19 protein-coding genes are annotated in these 22,797 nt (G+C 46.8%); 12 read left to right on the top strand and 7 right to left on the bottom strand.

The genetic code is table 11. The features are described 5' to 3' along the window. Positions 1-19 precede the first annotated feature (19 nt). The 5 genes from ACEW9O_RS01900 to ACEW9O_RS01880 all read left to right on the top strand — a co-directional run bounded on the left by ACEW9O_RS01900 (position 20) and on the right by ACEW9O_RS01880 (position 5,374). Positions 20-1,288, top strand: a complete 1,269-nt coding sequence (locus tag ACEW9O_RS01900) for a serine hydrolase domain-containing protein (RefSeq protein ID WP_373548423.1) — start codon at positions 20-22, stop codon at positions 1,286-1,288. 44 nt (positions 1,289-1,332) lie between these two features. Continuing rightward, a complete protein-coding gene (locus ACEW9O_RS01895; protein WP_373548422.1) occupies positions 1,333-2,994 on the top strand; it encodes a sulfatase in 1,662 nt (553 codons plus the stop codon). A gap of 200 nt (positions 2,995-3,194) precedes the next feature. Continuing rightward, positions 3,195-4,106: a DnaJ C-terminal domain-containing protein gene (locus ACEW9O_RS01890; RefSeq protein ID WP_373548421.1), complete on the top strand. Its 912-nt coding sequence runs from the start codon at positions 3,195-3,197 to the stop codon at positions 4,104-4,106. Next, entirely contained in the window at positions 4,096-4,398 is a 303-nt protein-coding gene (locus ACEW9O_RS01885; protein WP_373548420.1) for a chaperone modulator CbpM, read from the top strand. The genes ACEW9O_RS01890 and ACEW9O_RS01885 overlap by 11 nt, the downstream gene beginning before the upstream one ends. A gap of 190 nt (positions 4,399-4,588) precedes the next feature. Then, positions 4,589-5,374, top strand: coding sequence for a transglutaminase family protein (locus ACEW9O_RS01880; RefSeq protein WP_373548419.1), 786 nt, complete (start codon positions 4,589-4,591; stop codon positions 5,372-5,374). Here ACEW9O_RS01880 and ACEW9O_RS01875 read toward each other — a convergent pair. Then, positions 5,371-5,751, bottom strand: coding sequence for a hypothetical protein (locus ACEW9O_RS01875; RefSeq protein WP_373548418.1), 381 nt, complete (start codon positions 5,749-5,751; stop codon positions 5,371-5,373). The two genes, ACEW9O_RS01880 and ACEW9O_RS01875, sit on opposite strands and share 4 nt — an antisense overlap. 156 nt (positions 5,752-5,907) lie before the next feature. Here ACEW9O_RS01875 and ACEW9O_RS01870 point away from each other — a divergent pair, with 156 nt between their 5' ends. From ACEW9O_RS01870 to ACEW9O_RS01860, 3 genes are read left to right on the top strand one after another with little or no spacing between them, the layout of a single operon-like run. Next, complete coding sequence (locus ACEW9O_RS01870) at positions 5,908-6,417, top strand: YdeI/OmpD-associated family protein (RefSeq protein ID WP_373548417.1); 510 nt, start codon at positions 5,908-5,910, stop codon at positions 6,415-6,417. Between the two features lie 37 nt (positions 6,418-6,454). Beyond that, positions 6,455-7,549, top strand: coding sequence for an MBL fold metallo-hydrolase (locus ACEW9O_RS01865; protein WP_373548416.1), 1,095 nt, complete (start codon positions 6,455-6,457; stop codon positions 7,547-7,549). A 25-nt stretch (positions 7,550-7,574) separates the two neighbouring features. Further along, positions 7,575-8,762, top strand: coding sequence for a TlpA family protein disulfide reductase (locus ACEW9O_RS01860; RefSeq protein ID WP_373548415.1), 1,188 nt, complete (start codon positions 7,575-7,577; stop codon positions 8,760-8,762). Positions 8,763-8,798: 36 nt separating this feature from the next. Here the strand turns inward: ACEW9O_RS01860 and ACEW9O_RS01855 are convergent, their stop codons facing one another. Then, entirely contained in the window at positions 8,799-9,563 is a 765-nt protein-coding gene (locus ACEW9O_RS01855; RefSeq protein WP_373548414.1) for a DUF3667 domain-containing protein, read from the bottom strand. Positions 9,564-9,653: 90 nt separating this feature from the next. On the opposite strand from ACEW9O_RS01855, the gene ACEW9O_RS01850 reads away from it, so the two are divergent. Then, positions 9,654-11,657 carry a serine hydrolase gene (locus tag ACEW9O_RS01850; RefSeq protein WP_373548413.1) on the top strand — a complete coding sequence of 668 codons (2,004 nt, stop codon included), beginning with the start codon at positions 9,654-9,656 and terminating at the stop codon, positions 11,655-11,657. Between the two features lie 310 nt (positions 11,658-11,967). Here ACEW9O_RS01850 and ACEW9O_RS01845 read toward each other — a convergent pair whose 3' ends face one another. The 3 genes from ACEW9O_RS01845 to ACEW9O_RS01835 are packed head-to-tail and all read right to left on the bottom strand — an operon-like array spanning position 11,968 to position 16,648. Beyond that, positions 11,968-13,080, bottom strand: coding sequence for an esterase (locus ACEW9O_RS01845; protein WP_373548412.1), 1,113 nt, complete (start codon positions 13,078-13,080; stop codon positions 11,968-11,970). A 45-nt stretch (positions 13,081-13,125) separates the two neighbouring features. Next, complete coding sequence (locus tag ACEW9O_RS01840; protein ID WP_373548411.1) at positions 13,126-14,688, bottom strand: carboxylesterase/lipase family protein; 1,563 nt, start codon at positions 14,686-14,688, stop codon at positions 13,126-13,128. Positions 14,689-14,704: 16 nt separating this feature from the next. Beyond that, the gene (locus tag ACEW9O_RS01835; protein WP_373548410.1) at positions 14,705-16,648 is read right to left on the bottom strand and encodes a sialate O-acetylesterase; all 1,944 of its coding nucleotides are present in this window, start codon (positions 16,646-16,648) and stop codon (positions 14,705-14,707) included. Positions 16,649-16,784: 136 nt separating this feature from the next. Between ACEW9O_RS01835 and ACEW9O_RS01830 the strand changes: the two genes are divergently transcribed. After that, positions 16,785-18,032: a serine hydrolase domain-containing protein gene (locus tag ACEW9O_RS01830; protein WP_373548409.1), complete on the top strand. Its 1,248-nt coding sequence runs from the start codon at positions 16,785-16,787 to the stop codon at positions 18,030-18,032. On the opposite strand, the gene ACEW9O_RS01825 is transcribed toward ACEW9O_RS01830, so the two are convergent. Then, a complete protein-coding gene (locus tag ACEW9O_RS01825) occupies positions 18,027-18,905 on the bottom strand; it encodes an SDR family NAD(P)-dependent oxidoreductase (RefSeq protein WP_373548408.1) in 879 nt (292 codons plus the stop codon). The genes ACEW9O_RS01830 and ACEW9O_RS01825 overlap by 6 nt on opposite strands. An 87-nt stretch (positions 18,906-18,992) precedes the next feature. On the opposite strand from ACEW9O_RS01825, the gene ACEW9O_RS01820 reads away from it, so the two are divergent. Together ACEW9O_RS01820 and ACEW9O_RS01815 are read left to right on the top strand one after the other, a co-directional pair. Next, positions 18,993-19,895 carry a glycerophosphodiester phosphodiesterase family protein gene (locus tag ACEW9O_RS01820; RefSeq protein WP_373548407.1) on the top strand — a complete coding sequence of 301 codons (903 nt, stop codon included), beginning with the start codon at positions 18,993-18,995 and terminating at the stop codon, positions 19,893-19,895. A 161-nt stretch (positions 19,896-20,056) separates the two neighbouring features. Further along, positions 20,057-21,559 carry a deoxyribodipyrimidine photo-lyase/cryptochrome family protein gene (locus ACEW9O_RS01815; protein WP_373548406.1) on the top strand — a complete coding sequence of 501 codons (1,503 nt, stop codon included), beginning with the start codon at positions 20,057-20,059 and terminating at the stop codon, positions 21,557-21,559. A gap of 7 nt (positions 21,560-21,566) precedes the next feature. On the opposite strand, the gene ACEW9O_RS01810 is transcribed toward ACEW9O_RS01815, so the two are convergent. Then, on the bottom strand, positions 21,567-22,700 hold the full coding sequence (locus ACEW9O_RS01810) for a PLP-dependent aspartate aminotransferase family protein (protein WP_373548405.1): 1,134 nt from the start codon (positions 22,698-22,700) through the stop codon (positions 21,567-21,569). Between the last annotated feature and the right edge of the window lie 97 nt (positions 22,701-22,797).

Below are 22,797 nucleotides of genomic sequence, written 5' to 3'. Positions count from 1 at the left end.
ACAGCCCAAACTCAAAGCCATGTCGTCCTTCAAAAACTACTTCCTGCTAGTCTTACTCAGCACTTTGACCTTCAGCATTTATGCGCAGGTTTTACAGCCCAACACCAAACCCAATCCCAAAGTCAATTACGAACGGCTCAAGCGCATTGACGCTGTCATCAACGAATTCATTCAGCAGAATAAAATCATCGGAGCAGTCACGCTGCTGGTCAAGGATGGCCAGGTGGTGCAACATCGTGGCTACGGCATCGATGACAGTGAAAGCAAAAAGCCGATGCCCAAAGATGGCATTTTCCGCATTGCTTCACAAACCAAAGCCATCACCACGGTAGGCGTCATGCTGCTGATGGAAGAGGGCAAATTGTTGCTCAATGATCCGGTTTCCAAGTTCATTCCTGAGTTTGCCAAACCAGTAGTGCTTGCCACCTTCAACGAGAAAGACAGCAGCTACACCAGCGTTCCGGCCAAACGTGAAATCACCATTAAAGATTTGCTCACCCATACCTCTGGCTTGGGTTATGCCGGTATTGGATCACCGACCATGCAGGCCATTTACGCCAAAAACCGCATCACTGGAGGTGTAGGCGAAATGACCAATGAGATTGATGCGACCATGAAACGTTTGGCAAAATTGCCTCTGGAGGTTCAGCCGGGCGAAAAATGGAATTATAGCCTCGCCACCGACGTATTGGGGCATGTCATTGAAATCATCAGTGGCATGGATTTGGAGACTTTTTTCCAAAAGCGCATTTGTATTCCACTCGGAATGAAAGATACCTACTTCAATCTTCCTCCGGACAAACACGCCCGCCTGACCGCAATTTACACGCCCGACAGTACCGGGCGGCTCAAAAAATGGGGGAATGGCCTGGGTGTATCTGCCGATTTTCCCAATATCAAAAAATCCTATTTTTCTGGCGGTGGCGGCTTAGTCAGTACAGCTTATGACTATGCTATTTTCCTGCAAATGTTGCTCAATAAGGGAACCTACAACGGTGTAAACTTGCTTTCGCCACGTTCGATCGAGTTGATGACCAGCAATCAGGTAGGCCCGCTTTTCGGCAGTGGCGCTTTTGGCCTGGGCTTTAGAATCGTTACGCCAGCCATGTCCGATGAACTGAGCAATGTTGGTAGTTTTGGCTGGGGTGGCGCGTTTTCAACCGCGTATTGGGTGGATCCCAAAGCACAGGTGATTGGTTTGCTGATGACCCAGCAGTTTCCGGCCAGTCCATCCTGGAACGAATTGCAAGGGAAGTTTAAAGTGGCGGTGTATCAGAGTTTGCGGTAGGAGCAACTGTTTATTTCTGTGTTAGCTGGTAAAAACAACCGATCATGAAAATCAAAAATGCTACCCTTTGTCTCCTTTTTTTATTGTCTTGTAAAAATATCCTTTTTGCTCAAACTTTCGGTGAAAGGCCTAATATCCTCTGGATTTCCGTAGAGGACATCAGCCCATTGCTGGAAGTTTACGGAGATAAAACCATTCAGACACCCAACATCGATCGGCTGGCCAGGGAAGGAATAACTTATACCAATGCATTTGCCACGGCAGGGGTATGTGCTCCCAGCAGAAGCTCCATCATCACAGGCATGTATCCGGTGAGCATCGGCACACATAACATGCGTACTGGTCCACATTATGCCTATCGGGAACCGGAAGCAGAGACCTACAAAAGTTACGTTAGCCTAAAAGACATTCGAGGTAGAAATGTGCCCGAATATGCTGCCGTTCCGCCCCCCTATGTAAAGGTTTTTACGGAATACCTGCGGGCAGCAGGCTATTTTACCAGCAACGCCGCAAAGACCGATTATCAATTCAATTCACCCATTACCGCCTGGGATGAAATCGGGAAAAATGCGCACTACAAAAACCGCAGTGCCGGGCAACCATTTTTTGCGGTCTTTAATCACGAAATAACCCATGAGTCGCGGGTTTTTATGAAGAAGGACGACCCCATGCTGGCAGATGTCAACAAGGTAAGAATTCCAGCCTATTTTCCTGACCTGCCCGTGGTTCGTCAGGATCTTGGCCGGGTGTATTCCAATATTGTCGAACTCGATCAACAAATCGGTAAATTACTGGATGAACTAAGCGCCGCGGGGCTAATGGAAAAAACCATCATTTTTTTCTGGTCTGATCATGGCGGTCCTTTGTTGAGACAAAAGCGTGCCGTAGGAAATTCGGGGCTCCATGTACCCTTAATTGTGCGCTTGCCAAATGGAGCAATGGCTGGTACAAAAGTGGCGGATATCGTTTCACTCATGGATTTGGGGCCAAGCGTTTTGTCTTTAGCCGGGATTCAGCCACCCGCCTACATGCATGGAAAAGCGTTCCTGGGTACCTTCAAAGCAAAGACACCACACACTTATGCTTTTGGCGCTGCGGACAGGTTTGATGAGGCTGCCGATATGAGCCGCTCAGTGATCGATGGGCGTTTTGTTTACATCAGAAATTTTCGACCGGAGTTGCCACTCATCTATCGGAATGCTTACCGGGAACAAATTGACATGACGCGCACGCTGGTTGAGATGGATCAGCAAGGGAAACTCAGCGGGAATGCAGCCTATATTTTTATGAAAACCAAGCCCGAAGAAGAACTGTATGATCTGGCTAGCGACCCTGATGAGGTTCACAACCTTGCACACTTTCCCGAACAGCAGGCCAAGTTGAAGGAAATGCGTGCTGCTTTGGGAAACTGGCAGTTGGAAATTGGTGATCTGGGTTTTATTCCCGAGTCCGATCTGGTCAATATGATGTGGCCGGGGATGGTCCAACCTACTACGGAGCAAGTGATCTTCAAAAAAGAAGCAGATAAACTCACTTTGTTCTGCGCCACCACAGGAGCAAGCATTGCTTACCAACTAGATGACGAGATAGGCGGAAGTAAATGGAAACTCAATAGCAAACCCTTACCCCTAGGTTCATTCAAAAAAATTGCAGCAAGAGCCGTTAGAATTGGATACAAAACTTCCCCTGTTTCCTATTTTGAATAGCCTATTCTAAAAAACGGTAAATAGGGGTGAGGTGCAAGTGTTCAGATCAAACTGAAACAAGTCAACCAATTGAATGTAAGTTTTGTTAGTTATGAATAAGTTATTTTATTGCAATTCAGTGAGTTTTATCATTTAATCCTTGCAGCATTGTGTGCATTTTCATTGCAAGAAGTGAACCATACAAAACTTAAACAAACCAGATGGAATTCATTGATTATTACCAAGTGCTGGGCGTACCCAAAACCGCTTCAGATGCCGACATCAAAAGCGCTTACCGCAAACTGGCCAGAAAATACCACCCCGACTTAAACCCAAACAACAAAGAATCAGAAAGAAAATTCAAGGAAGCCAACGAAGCCAATGAAGTATTAAGCGATCCAGAAAAAAGGAAAAAATACGATACCTACGGAAAAGACTGGGAGCATGCCGATGAAATAGAAAAATCCAGACAACAACAACGCCAGCAATCCCAGCGGCAATCCGGCAGGCAATTCAGCGAGGAAGATTTCGCGGGCGGCGATTTTTCCGAATTTTTTGAATCAATGTTTGGAGGTGAAGCCAGAGGGAGAGGCAGCAATCGGCAAACCAAATTCAGAGGGCAAGACCTGCACGCTGAACTGCAACTTAATTTAACCGATGTGTACCAAAGCCATCAGCGGACGTTAAGTGTAAATGGCAAAAACATTCGCCTGACCATCCCGGCTGGGGTTGAAAATGAACAAACCATTAAAATAACCGGGCACGGTACCCCTGGTGCAAATGGTGGCCCCAATGGAGATTTGTACCTCACTTTTTCGATTGCAGATCATCCAAAATTCAAAAGAGAGGGCAGTAACTTGTATACCACGATCGATCTGGATTTGTACACGGCCCTATTGGGAGGGGAAACAACCATCGAGACTCTGGACGGCAAAGTGAAATTAAAAGTAGCACCCGAAACCCAGAGTGGTACCAAGGTCAAATTAAAAGGCAAAGGCTTCCCCGTTTACAAACAGGCCAATACCTTCGGGGATTTGTACCTTACTTATCAAGTCGTATTGCCTACCAAGCTTACTGATTCTGAAAAAGCATTGTTTAGTGAATTGGCCAAAATGAGAAGCAATGAAAACTAACAATTTGATCCAGCTTGCACAATTCTGCACCATACACAATGTAGACACCTCCTTCATCTTCGCTTTGCAGGAATATGAGTTGGTGGAAATAGTGGTCATTGAAGAAACCCATTATCTGCCCGAAGAACAGCTGCCCGAAGTAGAAAAAATGCTCCGTTTGCATTACGAACTTGAAATCAACCTGGAAGGTATTGACGCCATTGCTACGTTGTTGAAACAAATCGATGCCCTCGAAAAAGAACTCATTGCGACCAAAAACAAATTGCGGGTATTTGAACATGCTGGCGACTAAGGAACGGTGCCTCCAGCATCGCACGCTATTCAAAACATCAAATCCACCTTCACAGCTCCGTACTCTCGGTACTTACCTACAACTTAATTTAGTAAGCTGTGGTTAGCCTAGAATTGTTTACATTTACCTTCGGCCGCATCAGTATCTATATTACCTAGGCACAAATAAACACAGCTAAAAAAACTACTGGATGAAATTGAAAATCACTTGCCAACTGGATTACCAAACCTACCAAAACGTCCCCTTAATTTTCCTTTTGAAGCTGCGACCTGATTTTAATCAAACGATTCTTACCGAGGAGTTTATCGTAGAACCAGCAGTACCAGTGACGGAATACCTGGACCATTATGGAAATTACTGCCAACGTATGGTTTCCCCCATGGGTCAATTTTCAATCAAAACAAGTGCATTAGTAGAGACAGCACCAACGATTGAAGTGGATTCTAGCGCAAATTTTGTGTTGATCCAGGATGTGCCCGACGATGTCCTCCTCTATTTGTTGCCAAGTCGGTATTGTGAGTCGGACAAACTGCTCGCTAAAGCATCTGAAATCATTTATTACTTATCAACGGGCTACGAGATGGTGGAAGCCATCCGACAATGGGTTAGAAGCAACATCAAATACGAGTACAACCACAGCACCCCTTCCACTTCGGCAATGGATACCCTGGATAGTCAAGTCGGGGTTTGTAGAGATTTATCCCATTTGGCCATCGCCCTTTGCCGCAGCATCAACATCCCTGCGCGCTTTGTGGTGGGGTATTTACACAATTTGGAACCGATGGATTTACACGCCTGGTTTGAGGCCTATGTGGGTGGAAAATGGTACACTTTTGATGCTACCCAAGAAATTACTACTGGCGGAAGAGCCGTTTTGGCTTACGGTAGAGACGCGGCTGATGTGGCTACCATGACTTATTTTGGAGACCTTCAACTGGATAGCATGTTTGTGGGCTTGGAACAAATTGAAGCTTAGCGTTGGGAGCTTTTACTACTGTTCCGATGACAAAACCAGGCCCAAAAAATAAGTACAAATTGCACTGGCAACCTGATCAGAGCAGCTTGATGGCTTCCCACTGCCGGGTCGCCCCTAAACACGTCAATCACGTGTAAGGGTAAAAACAACACCATCAGCAAAAGTATCCCCAGGGTAGCCAAATGCCGGAAACGTGGAATCATCGCCCCTAAACCTAGGCCAATTTCTACTACCCCTCCTGCGATATTGAGTGCGTCATTCAGTACGAATTCAGGAAAAAACCCGGCATACATCAATGGGTTCAGGAAGTGGGAAACACCTCCCAAAACCATGAGTATTCCCAATAGAATGGTTAATACTAACTTGAAGGTTTTCATCGCGTTGGTTTTAGGCTTAAGAGCTATTTATTCCTTTTGCTCCTCAAAGCTAAACAAATAAACGAACCATCATTCAATTCATACGGCTCCCGCAGCTTTTCCATTGTTGTCAATGTCATCATGAAACTCTTTATCTTTGTCCCAAATCCATCAATCATGTCCCCTACTCCCCTCGTCGACAAACAATTTTTAATCGAAAAAAGGGCAGCGCAAAGTGGCTTTGACATGAGCAATTGGACCTATGTGATTATTCCGGACATCCCTCCCGAGTACAAAGCCCCTGGCGGCACAATCAGGGTACACGGGTTCATTGATTCCTACGAACTCAAACAGTACAACCTGTTGCCGATGAAAGACCAGCGGATGTTTTTGCCACTTAATGCCGCCGTCCGTAAAAAAATCGGCAAAAAAGAAGGCGACCTCGTGCATGTGGTTTTGTTTCACGATGCCTCACCCGTGGTTGTGCCTGACGAGATTTTGGCCTGCTTGCTGGATGCTCCCCAAGCCCATCAATTTTTTTCATCCCTATCGGAAAGCAACCAGAAATACTACATCGACTGGATCGAGGGTGCCAAAAAAATTGAAACCAAGGTGGAAAGAATTCAGAAAGCCATTGAACGTTTAGAAAATGGCTTGAAATTTTACGATTGGGTCAATCAGGAATAAATATACTAACCCGTTTTTTTTCAAATATACACGTACCATGTTCATTCTTCTCCTCCTTGCTTTGTTTATTGGCTTCGTTTTGTTGTTCCTGCAACTGCCCCAATTCGGTAAAGCGCCTTCAGGCGCAAGGTTACAACGCATCAAACAATCCCCTCATTACCAGGATGGCGCCTTTGTCAACAAGGAACCTACCCCTAACCTTTCGGAAGGGCACTCATTTGGGAGCGTACTGTACAGCTTTTTCTTTGCAAAAAAGCCCGATTTAAAGCCGAAAGAACCCATACCCTCCACTTTTACAGATTTGTATCAATTACCTGCTAATGCGGATGTATTGGTCTGGTTTGGTCATTCTTCCTATTACCTGCAAATCGGGGGGGTAAAATTTCTGATCGACCCAGTTTTTAGTGGCAATGTGTCCCCGATCCCTGGCTCAAACCAGGCTTTTAAAGGCAGCGATGTTTATACCGTGAAAAATATGCCGCCTATTGATTATCTCCTGATTACCCACGACCATTACGACCATCTTGATTACCAAACTGTAACGGGTTTAAAAGACAAGGTAAAACAGGTGATTTGTGGGCTTGGGGTGGGTTCACATCTGGAACGCTGGGGTTATCCGGCGGAGCGAATCATGGAAAAAGACTGGAATGAAAGCCTGATCCTGGAAAAAGGCCTGACCCTGCATACCCTTCCAACCCGTCATTTTTCAGGGCGCTCCTTCAAGCGCAACAACACCCTCTGGCTTTCCTTTTTGTTAGAAACCCCCAATGGGAAAATTTACCTGGGCGGCGACAGTGGTTATGGCGAGCACTTTGCCAAAATCGGCGATCAATTTGGCCCCATTGATTTGGCTATTCTCGAAAACGGTCAGTACAATCCCGCCTGGCACGCGATTCACTGCCTGCCCGAAGAAACGCTGAAAGCAGCCAAAGCCTTGCAGGCCAAACTCCTGATGCCCGTTCATTCGTCCAAATTCGCATTGGCCATGCATGCCTGGTATGAACCCTTGACGGAAATCACCCGCTTGAATAGTGGTTATCTTGTACCTTTGGTAACACCCTTGATTGGTGAATGCGTGAACCTGAAAGAAAGCGGGCAGGCCTTTCAGGAATGGTGGAAAACGCTGCAATAAATTGATTAGGCTTTATTCTTTGCACATGAAACAGATTACCTATCTCCTTTTGTTGATCCTTTCCTTGCACACAAGTTGCACTGGCCAGGCACCCCTCTCCGGGAAAATCACCTTAGCACCAAATGATCAGTGGGCCCCTACCCTCTTTTTGATTCAACCACGTAGTTTGGATGAGGTGGCTACCAGCTTTTTGGGGCAGGTAATCGATTCGGCACGTATAAAACCTGATGGGAGTTTTGTTTTTGAAAAACTACCAGACAGTGTAGAGCCCATGCTGCTCGAACTTGCCGTGCAACGAAAAGGCGAACCGTTTGTCAACCGCTTGAACAACGATGACCCCAGCAGCGCCAACTATTGCCCAATCATTTGGAAAAATGGACTCAAACTTAAAATAAGTGCTTCGATGGCACAGTTTCAAAGCAGTTTTGCCATCGAAAATCCCTCCCCTGAAAATGCCGCGCTGCTAAAGTTAAGAGACATTCGCCAAGCCGCTTTTCAGCAATTCCTATCCAAAAACAAGGACGAAGAGCACGAGGAAACAAAAATACTCGAAGCCGAAGCGGCACGATTGAACTTTCAAAAACCCTTAATGGATTTCGCGCAACAAACCGATCAACTGCTGCCCGCACTTTTGGCCATTCGTTGGGTGAGTCCGAACCAGGATTATGAACGTATACCCGAATTTCTTTTTTCCCAATGCCAAAAATGGCAAAGCAGCAATCCCAGTCACCCCTGGGTGGCTCAACTGTGCCAAAAAAGCAATCGGGAGCGCCTTGCAGTAATGATCGGCGATAAACTACCCGATGCCCTCCTACCGATGCTGGCTGGAGATACCCTTACCTTGACTCAGCTCATTGGCAAACGCCGCTTGACCTTGTTGGATCTTTGGGCGTCCTGGTGTGCCCCCTGTCGGCGTGAAAACCGGGATTTTTTGGTGCCCTTGTGGGAAAATCACCATAAAAATGGCTTTGAGATCATCGGTTACGCCTTGGATGCCAGCACTCAAGCTTGGAAAAAAGCGATTCAAGCGGACGGGGCCTACCGCTGGGTACACGCTTCTCACCTGCGCGGGGATGATGCCCCTTTGATGGAGGCGCTACGCATCCAGACGATCCCGGCTAATTTTTTGCTGGATGCGGATGGGAAGGTGATTGCCAAAAATTTGCATGGGGAGGAGTTGGTAAAGTTTGTAGCGCGGTATCTGGGAGAATGATCACTTATTTTTGCCCCACTACTAAGCATTATGATTTTATTGTTTTTGCAAAAAAACAATCGGTATAAGTACAATTGCAGCCACAAGACCGAATAAAAATATACTCAATAAATAGATCATGACCACTTTGAAAAAAGCAGCAAGCCAGCCTTGTTTAAACAGCTTGTGACTGGCGTAAGTATAATACAAGGTCATACTCAACATACTCAGCGTGGTGATCAAATCCATGTTCAAGTTAAATAGAAGAAGAGGCATAAACACGATTGATGCCTGGGCGCTGAAATAGGCATTAGCCACCAAGTGTTCGGCGTAGTTGAGCCCAGATTTTTTGAAAAAAACCCGGGTAAAAATGGCGAAAAAAGGGATGTATAAAATAGAGAAAAGCTGAAAATTTTGTTTCATCAAATCGTTGTACAGCGTGGTAAATTCATTTACTTTTTGGTCTTCGCTTGACTGCATCAAGTTGTCCATACCCGCAATTTGTTGATCATAAAAGCCAAAGCCAATGTAGATCAATGCTGAAACAGCCGTCCAAAAAACCAGGTATTTAAATGGTGAGCTGTATTTAATCGTTTTACCAGCGAGGTAATCCAACACTACCTGATCTGGTTTTTTAAACAACATGAAAAAGGTATAAATTAACCCTTTGTCCACATTGCTGATCTGACTGAAAATATCATCAAAAATTGCGCGCATGGTGATGCGACGCTGGATTACTTTTTGTCCGCACTGCCCGCAATAAATGCCAGAAAGGGTGGCTGCACAAGACTTGCAGCGAAGAATGTCTACTTGATCTTCCATCGTTGAGCTTTGGTGGCGCAAGATAGTTTTATTTGCGTTTTGTTCAAAAATTGGCGTTTAATCCTTTATTTGGCTTTAAACAAAAAAATCATGAAAGCTTTAAAAATCACCGTGGCTCTTGGCCTTTTTTTATGCCTATTTTTTAACCTAGCTCTTGCTCAGGTCCAAAAGGGGGAGCTATTAAAAGGCAAAACTGTTTCAGCAGAAGTCGCTCCAAAAGAGGAACATCGATACTCCGTCAACCTGGAGAAAAACCAATTTGCTTTTTTCAAATTGATGCAGGAAGGAGTGGATGTAAAAATCAGCACCTACACCCCTCAAGGAAAAAAAATAGCAGAGTTTGATAGTCCAAATGGGAACAATGGAGCGGAGCTGTTTGCTTTAAAATCTGATGAAAAGGGAAAATATGTGGTGGAAGTTACGCCGCTAGAGGAGAATGAATCCAAAGGAAAATACACCATCACCCTAAAACTGGTCAAACCTAAGGCGCTTACTCTGGGGGATCAAGTGGATGAACTTTTTGCGCCCTGGGACAATAAAGACAGCCCTGGTGCCGCAATAGCAGTAGTCCAAAACGGCACAATTGTGTACAAAAAAGGTTACGGAATGGCTAACCTTGAATACGATATTCCGAATAGCCCTTCCACAGTATTCCACATCGCTTCGGTTTCAAAACAGTTTACTGCTTTTTCCATTTTGTTGCTGGAAAAGGCTGGTAAACTCAGCCTGGACGACGACATCAGAAAGTACATTCCTGAAGTTCCTGATTTTGGCAAAACCATCACTTTACGTCATTTGGCTACCCACACCAGCGGCCTGCGCGACCAATGGAATTTGCTGGCGATGGCTGGTTGGCGACTGGATGATGTGATCACCAAAGAGCATGTATTAAAACTGATAAGTAAGCAAAAAGCGCTCAATTTCAACCCGGGCGAAGAGTTTGTATACTGTAACACAGGCTTCACTTTATTGGCCGAAATTGTAGCCAGAGTATCTGGTCAATCCTTTGCGGAATTTACCCAAGCCAATATTTTCAGCCCTTTAAAAATGAAAAGCACCTTGTTTTACGATGACCATGAAAAAATTGTGAAAAACCGGGCCTATTCTTATCATGAAAACAATGGCTACAAAAAAAGTGTGCTGAGCTATGCCAATGTGGGTGCCACCAGTCTTTTTACCACCGCTGAAGATTTGAGTCTGTGGGCTGTCAATTTTGGGAACCCGGCGGTGGGTGACTCCGCCCTCATTCGTAAATTGAATACCCTGGCAGTTTTGAACAATGGAAAAACCTTTGGTGGAGCCCTTGGTCAGTTTGTAGGCAAGTACAAAGATTTAAATGAAATCCAGCACGGCGGGGCGGATGCTGGCTATCGCTCTTTTTTAACCCGCTTTCCGGATGAAAAATTTTCGGTGGTCGTTTTGAGCAATGCAGCTGAATTCAATTCGGGCGACATGGCACACAAGGTAGTGGACATTTACCTGAAAGACAAGATCAAAACGGAGCCCGTCGTAACAGCCAAAAAAGAAGAAAGTCCAAAGACAGCTGGGGTTTCAGTAGACCAAGCTACATTAAACACTTACCTGGGAGATTTTGAACTACAGCCTGGCTTTAACATTAGCATCAGCTCAAATAATGGCCAACTATCTGGGCAGGCAACCGGACAACCTGCTTTTGTGCTAAGCCCCTTGTCGAATACGGAGTTTACAGTGGAAGGAGTAGATGCAAAAGTTGAGTTTGTACCGAATGGAGGAGATAAGGTCAATACGCTTAAACTCCATCAAAGTGGGCGCATTATGGATGCGCAACGTATCAAGGATTTTGATAAAACTGCAGTAAATTTGGCAGAGTTCTCCGGCAGTTTTTACAGCGAAGAATTATCTACTACCTATGATTTTGTAGTAGTCGGGGGAAAACTAATGGCTCAACACAGCAGGCACAGCGATTTTGAATTGCAGCCCCTTAAAAAAGACATGTTCTCTGGGCAGGCCTGGTTTTTTGGCCAAATTGAGTTTGTACGCGATGCGAACAATGGCATTACCGGGTGCAAAGTAACCAATGGCCGGGTAAGGAATTTGTATTTTAAGAAGTTGTAAGTTTTGAAATAAAACATGAGTCATCCCGAATTTTTGAAAAGTCAAAATCGGGCATAAACCTAATCGCGGAGCGATTGAATTTATAATAGCCCCGGTCGTCCGGGGTAAATTGTTGGGTCAAATTGGCGGCAACCACGGCAGTGGTTGAACTCAATTGAGCAGAAAGTTCAACCGCATCCGCGGTTGCGGAACCTTTTGCTACCAAAATGACCCCGGACGACCGGGGCTATTATAAATTCAACCGCATCCGCGGTTTATCATCCCAAAAATTCGGGATGACTCATGTTTTATTGGCGTATTGGCCAATCCCTTACTTGAATAATTTTTGAGCAATAGTAGCCAGATAAAGTTTGCAGTTCATCCAGGTATGCCCACCTTCGGAAATCAAGGTTTCATGCTTGATGTTTTTTTGCTTCAATACCTCCATGTATTTCTGGTTTACTGCGTGCAGGCCGTCGTCTTTGCCCACGCCTATCCAAAACAACTTGAGCATTTTGTTGGTCTGTCCAGGATTGGCAAAAGCGACTTCGTTGTTGCGTTCAAATTCGTTTTCAAGCATGCCGGGTGCAAATCCACACACATAACTGAATTTGTCCAGGTTGTTTAGGCCGAAGTACAAAGTAGTGCCTCCTCCTCCAGAAAACCCAGCAATGGCCCGACTGTTTTTGTCATTTTTGGTTCGATAGTTTTTCTCCACAAAGGGCATCAGGTTATCAAAAAAGTCAGGTTTAAATTCCTGGAGGTTATCCCAGTTGCGTAGACTGCCTGCAGATTTGCTGATTTTTGGATAAGCCCGACCATACGGCATTACAATGATCATCGGCTCGGCTTTACCTTCAGCAATCAAATTGTCAAGGGTAACATTGGCCCGCCCAACCTTGGTCCAGGTTTCTTCGGTATCCGTGGTTCCATGCAACAAATACAATACCGGGTATTTTTTTTTCGAATTTTCCTCATACCCCGGTGGCGTGTAAATCACTACTGGGCGAATACCCAATGCAGGCGAGTTGTAATACCGGTAGGAAACCGTACCATGGGGCACATTTTTAAGCGTATGCACCAAAGGGCTATTTCCGGTAACTTCCAAAATGCTATTCTGGAAACCCTCATTCGGAAAAATGGCGGAGTTTTTAGGGTCGGCTACCTGAATTCCGTCTACATTGAATGCATACGGATACATGTCAGGTTTTACTGCTGCTACCGTCACACTCCATACCCCTCGGTCATCTTTTTGCATGACAAGCGGCGCCTTTTCAAATTGGGCATTGAGCTTTACTTCATTGGCTTTTGGCGCCCAAAGCCTGAAGCTCACTTTTCCATCGGGATGAACTTCAGGGGAAACAAATGAGGGTTGTGAGGTGGGTTGCGACCAGGCCATGGTAACTAACCCACAAAAAATCAAGAGAAAGATATTCCTTTTCATATGTTGTTGGATTAAAGTCTAAGAAGTTGTTTGAGTGTCTAGGATTTATTTTGCCCATGCTTTGCCTTCCGCAGTGCGCCTCCAGGTGTAATACGCATCCAATACTTTCAGCGATTCCTCACTGGGAACGCCACCCATTTGTGGGCTTTGTTTGAAATGCATGACCCCATGCTTTCGTTTTGTGAATTTTTCCCATTTCGGCACTCCCGGGCCATTGGGATCGCCGAATTTGGCAAAATTTGTCCAGTAGGTCATGATGGCTTCCGATATTGCCTGATCCGTAGACGAGGCTTGTTTGCTCTCAGGATTGACGTGCCCGAATGCAAACGCTACATCCTGGCCATGCGGAGAACCAGAGCCGTAAAGGGGAGAATCAGCAGGGTAATCAGGATGCTGGTCAAAATAATAGTAAAATACCTTAGATTTTTTGCTGGTTTGAGCCTGCAACACTGCCCATTTCCAGGTATGCCATCCAAAGGCGGCGTCACGAGCCAGGTCGCGAGCAGTTTTTGGTACATTGTTTTCACCTACTGGATAGGCTTTGATCAAGTCATCAGCAAATTTTCCGTACCTCTTATTTACGCCGTCAACATAATCTTTTGGCGTTTTTGGAGGCATAAAACTCATCCCTTCATCTGAATTGTAGCCTACTAAAATCGGCGTAGCATTGTACTGGCCTTTTGCGTAAAGGGTACTCTGATCCGCAGGAATGACATAGCCATCAATCGTGGGCCAGGAGGTACCCAAACCTCGAACCCCAGGCAATTTATCCGCAGGAATGGCCCTCAATTCCTTTAAATTGGTAGCTCCAGCTGTTTTCATAAATTCCAAGCCCATTGTCTCGGCATCAGCCAGCAGTTTTTGGTTTTCTCCTGGATAGGTGGTCACGCGGGGAGGTCCAAAGGAGCCACCACTTTGGGAAATAGCTCCGTGAAAAAGTCCCTTGGCCAGCGGTGAAGCACAAAGCATACTTACCGCGATTCCTCCCGCCGATTCTCCGAATATGGTCACTTTGCCGGAGTCGCCACCAAAAGCCGCAATGTTGTTTTGCACCCATTGCAGCCCTGCGATCATATCAAGCAGGCCGTAGTTGCCGGAAGCCTTATTGGGTGACTCTGCACTTAATTCGGGATGCGCAAGAAAGCCAAGTTGGCCTACGCGGTAGGCAATGCTCACCACAATTACGCCTTTACCAGCCAGCTTTTCACCCGTATAACCAGGCTCGGCCGTAGAACCAAAACTAAAACCGCCACCGTAAATCCAAACCAAAACGGGTAACTTTTCAGTAGCTGATTTTGCAGGGCTCCAGACATTGAGGTACAGGCAATCTTCACTTTTCCCGGCAGGTGGATTGCCTCCCTGGAAAGGGCTGGGGCCGTATTGGTTTGCCATTTTTACCCCTGACCATTTTTCAGCGGTTTGGGGGGCTTGCCAGCGGTATTGCCCGGTGGGAGGAGCGGCAAAAGGAATTCCTTTGAATACCTGTTGGCCATTTTCGAAGGTGCCTTGTACGAGTCCATCGCGGGTTTGGATGGGCTGCCATTGCTGAGCGTGGCCAGTCAAAGTGCCGAGCATCAACAGTAAAAATAGTATATTGAAACGTTTCATAACTTTTGATTCAAATTTATTTAAACAACTGCTGCGTAAACTGATACAAACATCTCCGCCAAGTCAACCATTCGTGCGCCGTATTTTCCGATACATAGTAAGTGTTGTTGATCCCCGCTTTGATAAAAGCGTCGCTGAGTGCTTTGGTGCGTTGGCCTTCATGAGCGCCGATCCCCAAAAAGAATACTTTGACCTTTTTATTAAAATCGGTACTGTTCGCAAAGGCACCGTTGTACACCGTTTTCATGTCGGTTTCCGGGTTGAACATGCCCGCTCCACTGAAGCCGCCGATGTAGGCAAACTTGTCGAGATTGGGCAGGGCCGTTTGGAAAGTTTGGAACCCTCCCCAGGATAAGCCAGCCATGGCCCGGCTCAGTCGATCGGTTTTTACCCTGAAATTTTTCTCCGTGTAAGGAATGATTTCATCCAAGAGCATGGGGCTGAATTTCGCACCGAATTGTTTTCTCGCTTCATTGACATCCTCACCTACAGCCGGCTTAAACATACCACCGGTGCCACCATCCGAAATAACGATGACCATGGGTTTGGCCTTTTTGTCGGCGATCAGGTTGTCCATGATGATGCTCAACTTGCCTTGTTCTACCCAGCCGCGTTCGTCTTCGCCCATGCCATGCTGCAGGTACAGTACTGGAAATTTTTCAGTGGTATTGACATCATAGCTAGGAGGCGTGTACACAAAGAAGCGCTCATACTTGCCCATCGTCGCGGAGTAATAGTAGTTTTCTCTAACCTGGCCATGTGGGATATCGCGTGGGGTATAAAATGCCTGGTCTGGCGCAGGAATTTCAATGCCACTCATCATTTTACCAATGCCAAAGAAGGATTCGGAGGCGGGATCTGAAAAACGGTAGCCATCAATCAACAGGTAATAATAATGGAAACCCGGTTGCAGGGTTTCGGTAGTGACCGTCCACAAGCCTGCCTCGTTTTTCACCATGTCGTATTTTTTGCCCAAATCCAGCTGCACATTACTCGCTGCAGGAGCATCAATTTTGAATACCGCTCTGTTTTCGGCATCTACTCGTGGATAAGGCATACCGGGAGCATTGGTTTCTGCGGCGATGGATTGAGCTGGATACGCTTCAATGTCGACACCCATCGAGTATAGCATCCGGGCAGCGTATCTTTTCCCGAATTTGCGGATGCCCTCGGCGGTGAAATGCAATTTGTCGGGAACAGCCTCCAGGCCAAAAGAAGGAATTACGCTAGCCCGTGGGAGGGTTTGTGGCAAGGTAGCGATGATCTCATTCATGCTAGCGCATCGGCCGCCCTGGTCGGCATTCACCAATTCACCCGCCAGCAGAGGAATGGAATTGGGTGCGAGTTTCAGGTCCGCAAGTAAGTCGTCGTAGATTTTTTTGACTTTTGCGGGCCAGGCCTTATCCCCCGTATTCGACTCGCCCTGATGCAACAATATCCCCTTGATCACGCCCTTTTGCTGAGCTATCCGGGCCATGTCCACCAGCCGCTGGTAGGGATTCCCTCCATAAGCATCAGACATTCTGATCATCCAGGGTCTGGAGGCAGCCGAAGTGTCCAGGTAGGTTTTGTACAATTCTTTGTCAAAAATTTCAATCTTGCTCCCCGCTACCGCAACGTGCACCAAGCCAATGCTGATTTTTTCAGGCAAGTATTGAATCATGGTGCGGCCAAAATAATCAGCGGGCGACAGGCGGGTATTGCATCTACACAGGGGAGGTTTGGCGTCGTACCAATTGCCCATGGTGCGGCCCAATTCTGGGCAATCCAGGGCTGATAGCAGTTGGAGTCGTTTATTGCTCACCGTGTCCTGCGGGCCGATTGGAGCAGGGCCTTCCATATTGGATTGGCCGATACACAGGTAAATGTGGAAATTCGGGTCTTGTGCAAAGCCTTTTTGCGCAAAGAGGCTTAAACCCACTCCGAACAGAATGAGTAAAATGTTGGTTGTTTGTTTCATAGTTATAGTTTATCAATAAATGTAAATTTAATTTTTATTCGCAATGTCAGGAAACCTTCGATGTAATTTTCTTTGTGCGATGTAGTCAGAATCAAAAAAAGAATCTATTTTCGGGCAGGTACAAATCCAAGCCATCATGCGTTATCACCTTCTGTTTTTTCTGCTTTTAGCACCACTTTTTTTTGTTTTTTCCCAATCCAAACCAAGCCCTTCCCCTCAGCTAACCAACGCAAAAAAATTCAAAACCCTGGATAGCCTGCTCCAAAGTGAAGTAAAAGGGGACAAGATTCCGGGTGCAGTTATTCAGGTCAAAAAAGGCAAACAAGTCCTTTTCCAACGTGCGTATGGGCTTTCCCAAAAATACAACGCTCAGCACCAACTCCTCCCCAATCCTGAGCCTACTTCGCTTGACCACCTGTACGATTTGGCTTCCTTGACCAAGGTAGTGGGCACCACCACGGCCATCATGTTGTTGGTGGACCAAGGATTGCTCAAAGTCGATGATCCAGTTGGCAAATACATTCCAGCATTTGATACCCCTGAAAAGGGCAAAATCACCATTCGGCACTTACTCAGCCACTCCGCTGGGTTAAGGGAATGGTATCCACTTTATTACCGAGCCTCCAATAAGCAAGAGACTTATCGACTCATTGGAGAACTACCCCTGGCTTTTCCAGTGGGGAAACAACGCCGCTACAGCGATTTGGGATTTGTGCTGCTGGGCCAGATCATCGAGCAGGTATCCAAAATGCCGCTGGAGCAATTCCTGGACCAACAGGTGTTTAAGCCACTGGGAATGTTGCACACTACTTTTAATCCCCTGACCAAAGGAGGGTTTAACAAAATTGCCGCCACTTCGCATGGAAATCCCTACGAAAAAAGAATGGTTTATGATGCCTCACTTGGTTTTACGGTGAAAGACCTGGACCCAAAACAATGGGATGGCTGGCGCAATTATACCTTGAAAGGTGAGGTAAACGATGGCAACACCTGGTATGCGAATGGTGGCGTCTCTGGAGCAGCAGGCCTGTTTTCCACTGTGGGTGACTTGCAAAAATTGGTCGATATGCTCTTGGCCAAAGGTAAGGTGGTCGAGCGAAAATTTATTTCCGCCCAAACCATCGAACAATTTTTAACTAAAGACCAATTCAACAATGGCCTGGGTTGGATGATGGACCCCACGAATCCGGTCATGAAAAACACTCCTGCAGGCACCTTTGCGCATACCGGATTCACGGGGACCAGCATTGTGGTGGTACCCCAGTCTAACATTTCAGTGATTGTGCTCATCAACCGGCAGAACATGGGTTTGTCAGCCAAAGGCAGCTATTACGACCTCGGTCCATTGCGCCAGAAGCTTATTGCAGCCGTGTTAAAGCTATGAGGTCTTTTTAAACTTCAGCTGGGTATTGATGATGGCGTGCCGAAGGGCATCTGGTAAATAGCGCACCATCCAATGCATCAATTTTGAGTCAGCTCCAATGAAATATTTGAGTCTGGGTTTGTGGCTTTCCAGTACTTTTTTATACACCAAAGCAGCGGACCGTGAGCTTACCCCCTTGCTTTCTAATTTATTGGAAAGCTGGAGGGCGGATGTGATATTGTCGCGGTACAAGTGAGCACCCTCAGAGGACAATTGTTGCAAACTGGTCTTGATGCTTTCCTCAGCTCGGTCCCAAATCTCCGTTTTTACAGCCCCCGGCAGAATGGCTGAACAATGAATGTTTTGTGGGGCCAACTCAAATCGAATGGATTCCGTAAAACCCAAGATCGCAAACTTAGCGGCGTTGTAAAATTGAATAAATGGAAAGGAAGAAATACTGCCCGTCGAGCCAACATTGATGATCCTGGCCGCTGACCCACTGGACTGAGCATATTTACGCAACAAGGGAATAAATGCTTTACAGAGATTGGCCATGCCCCAAAAATGGGTTTCCATCAAGTGTTTGGCTGCTGCTTCATCAAATAGCTCGGTGGGTACGCCGATACAGTTGCCCGCGTTGTTGATGAGGGCATACAGGCCATTTTCACCAACAGTCTTGGCTACATCCTGATATGCGGCTTCGATGGCTGCGGGATGAGTTACATCGAGTCGCAGCGGGATGATATGTGGGTGATTATTTTGCTGCCACTTTTCGAATGCATTCTCACTTCTTACCCCGGCAAAAACGGTGTAGCCGGAATCTGCCAATAGTTTTACTGTGGCTGCTCCGATCCCAGAGGAAGTACCAGTGATCAGTACGTATTTTGGATGCATGCAATTGAATTTTAATTGTTTGATTTATACTGATCCGTAAAATTACGTTTTGAAATAAACTATCTTTCGACAAGAATTCAATCTTGCATGAAAAATAGCCTGTTTCTTTTACTGCTTGTTCTCATGGCCTGTACCTGTGCTAGCTCAGTAAAGGATAGCAAAGCCAGTGGTGTCAATTGCCAGCCGAAAGACTTTGCTGCGCTCAAAACCCTCTTTCGCTACAATCCTCAACAAAAGACACCTTTTATCATGGCGCACCGTGGTGGACCCAGTGGAGGTTTTCCAGAAAATTGCCTGGCTACTTTCCAACACACCCTGCAACAAGTGTACTGCCCACTCATCGAATTTGATGTACGCATGAGCAAGGATAGCGTGTTGCTGCTCGCGCACGACGATGAATTGGAAAGGATGAGCAACGGTACAGGTTCCGTTAGCAAAAGTTTATGGAAAGAATTGAAGACCATAAACCTGAAAAATGAAGAAGAGCAGGTGACCCCATATCATCCGCCACTTTTTAGGGAGACACTGCATTTTTTACGAAAAAAACCTTGCATTCTGATCATTGACAACAAACCCGGTACCGCCATTGATTTGGTCTTGCAGGAAATCAAGCAGGCGAAGGTTGAAAATCAGGCGGTGTTGATTTGTTACAGTTTGAAAGATGCGGAATACGTTTATGAGCAACAACCGAATCTGATGTTAGCATTGGGTTTTAATCAGGAGGCGCAAATTGCTGCTATTGAAAAATCAGGCATCCCAAAAAGTCAATTGGTGGCTCTGACTCCGCGTGAAATTCAACCTGCTGACTATTATCAGCGCATTCATTCCTTGGGCATCACCTGCTCCCTGGGCACCAATGGGAATGTCGATACGATACCATTGGTAGATAGCAAAGCGCTGTATTTGGAACGTTTTAGGGCTGGGGCGGATATTATTTGTACGGATCGGCCGGTGGAAGTGGCTAGGATTTTTGGGCTTTACAAGCAATAAAATCTGAACCTTTTTTTTCCTCCGGCATTTAGTAGTGGGGCAAAAATAAGTACTCATTTTTCTTGAGCCAAAGAATTAGATAAGACACTTAAAATGAATTGTTTACTCATCTAACCCTTTGGCAAAATGAGCACTTATTTTTTTATCGCCCCTTAGCCTCTATGACCAAACCTACCATCAACATCATCTGGTTCAAACGCGACCTGCGCTTACAGGATCATGCTGCTCTAGCGCAAGCTGCTTCCGACGGCATCCCCTGTTTGTTGTGGTATTGTTTTGAGCCCAGTTTGATGGCAGCTCCGGAAATGGATTTGCGCCACTGGCGTTTTGTACATGAAAGCCTGCTAGACCTGCGACAGCAGCTACAAGGCTCCCAGAAAAAAATCTACTGGGTGTGTAGTGAGGTGATTCCTAGTCTGGCCAATCTGGCTGAACATTACCACATCCAACACTTGTACAGCCATGCCGAAACGGGCATCAAATTGACTTTTGATCGCGATAAGGCGGTCAAAAAATGGTGTCTAACCCAAGGGATAGAGTACCGTGAATTCCCCCACGATGGCATCATTCGGGGGCGAAAACACCGGCGTGCCTGGGTTGAAAACCTGGAGAAAGCCTATTTCAAAGCCCCCCTGGCCACGGTCGAGTTGCCTCAGCTAAACACCCTGGAGCTTCCAAAAAATCTGCTGGGACAATGGGCTTATCCACCCCTCCCGGCCTCCTTTCAAACTTACCAGGAAGGATTCCAACCAGGTGGTGAAACTACCGCTTGGCGCTACCTCCATTCATTTTTTCAGGAGCGGGGCAAAAACTATAGCCTGCAATTGTCCAAACCTGCCGCCAGTCGAATCAGTTGCAGCCGCTTGTCGCCTTACCTGGCTTACGGGTGCATCAGCTCGCGGGCAATCATGCAATTGCTGAGAGGCAATTTACCCCATAATGCGGGCAGTTGGAACCTCAAAAACTTTCGCTCGCGCTTGTGGTGGCGCTCCCATTTTATTCAAAAACTGGAATCAGACTGGCGCATCGAAGTTGAACCGATCAATCCGGTTTTTAATCAACTCGAACGATTGAACGAAGGGCCTTTCCTGGAAAGCTGGAAGTCGGGACAAACGGGTTTTCCGATGGTTGACGCATCCATGCGCTGCCTGCAAGCCAATGGCTGGGTCAATTTTCGCATGCGGGCGATGTTGGTATCTTTTGCTTCGTTTGCCTTGTGGCTGGATTGGCGGCCAGTAGCCGTGCATTTGGCGCGTTTGTTTCTGGATTTTGACCCGGGCATTCATTACCCACAAATCCAGATGCAGGCCGGGCTTACGGGTTACCACACCTTGCGGATTTACAACCCGAGTACCCAAGTCAACAAACACGATCCAGAGGGAATTTTTATCAAAAAATGGGTCCCCGAACTCCAAAACGTCCCCTCCGCGCACCTGGCTGAGCCCTGGAAAATGACCCTCATGGAACAAAGTTTTTATCAGTGTAAAATCGGCCAGGACTATCCAGCGCCCCTGATTGATTTTGAATCGGTTATCGCCATCAACAAAGACCGTTACTGGCAATTGCGGCAAAGTGTAGCAGCCAAACAAGCGTTGCCACAATTGTTGGAACAATTTTGTGTTCCCAAGGATATTGTGAAGTACCAGCAGCAAACCAACACTTAGGAACGATTTACAACTTCCCCAACGCCTGCTCAAAATCCGCCACCAAATCCCCAATAAATTCAATCCCCACCGAAACACGCAGCAAATTATCCGGGCTGCGTGGCTGAGCCCCTTCGGCGGTGCGGCGGTGTTCAATCAAACTCTCCACCCCACCCAAACTAGTGGCATGGGCAAATATTTGCAGGTGTTCGGCCAGTTGAATCGCCTTTTCTTTGCCGCCTTTCACTTCGATGGACAACATGCCGCCAAAACCGTGCTGCATTTGTGCCTTGGCTACATCATGGTTCGGGTGAGAAGGCAAACCGGGGTAATAGACCCGCTCGATGGCAGGTTTCCCGTGTAAAAACTGCGCCAAAACCTGCGCATTGCTCGCGTGAACGGGCATACGCAGGGGAAAAGTGGCCAGACTGCGGTTAAGCAACCAACAGTCAAATGGCGAAGGTACTCCCCCACCGGCGCTTTGAATCGAACGCAAACGAGCGCCCAAGGCACCTTTTTCTTTCAAAATCAAGGCTCCACCCAAAATATCGGAATGCCCGCCAAAGTACTTGGTCGTGGAATGCATTACCAGATCACAACCCAATTCAAATGGGCGTTGGAAAAAAGGCGTCGCCCAGGTATTGTCGCAGGCTACGATGATGCCCTTTTCAGCTCCCAGTTTGGCGATGGCCTGGATATCGAATATTTTGAGTTTTGGATTGGTGGGGGTTTCAATCCAGATCAACTTGGTCTCGGGGCGAATGGCATCGGCCACATTGCTCACCTCACTCATGTCCACTTCTTCGGCGTTGATTTGCCAACCTTGATACACTTGTGACAAGAGGCTGCGAATGCCGTGGTAACAATCATCCGGGATCAGGACATGGGCACCTGGTTCCAAAATGGCCTGAAACGCCGCATACGCCGCCGCTTGACCTGACGCGAAGGCAATGGCATCGGCCCCACCTTCGAGGATGGCCAGTTTGGTTTCCAGGCTGATCCGGTTGGGATTCTCGCTGCGGGTATAGATGTGCTCGCGTGGCACCCCGTTTTCCCGCTCAAAGGTAGTACTCAGGATGATCGGCTGGCTCACCGAACCGAATTCTTTTTCGATGGTATAGCCTGCGTGAACGGCTTGGGTATTCAGGTGTAGTGGGTCCATTGACTTATTTTGAAGTTGAGGGAGGTTGAGAAGGTTGAGGCTGCCGCAGCGGCTCGGTCACCGAGCGGAGCCGAGGTGCAAAGTCGCTGCGGTAGCC

Origin of the sequence: Haliscomenobacter sp. (genome assembly GCF_041740695.1) — a bacterium.
Taxonomy (GTDB): domain Bacteria; phylum Bacteroidota; class Bacteroidia; order Chitinophagales; family Saprospiraceae; genus Haliscomenobacter.
The sequence above is the reverse complement of the archived record's forward strand: the minus strand, read 5'-3'. Positions and strand labels throughout refer to the sequence as shown.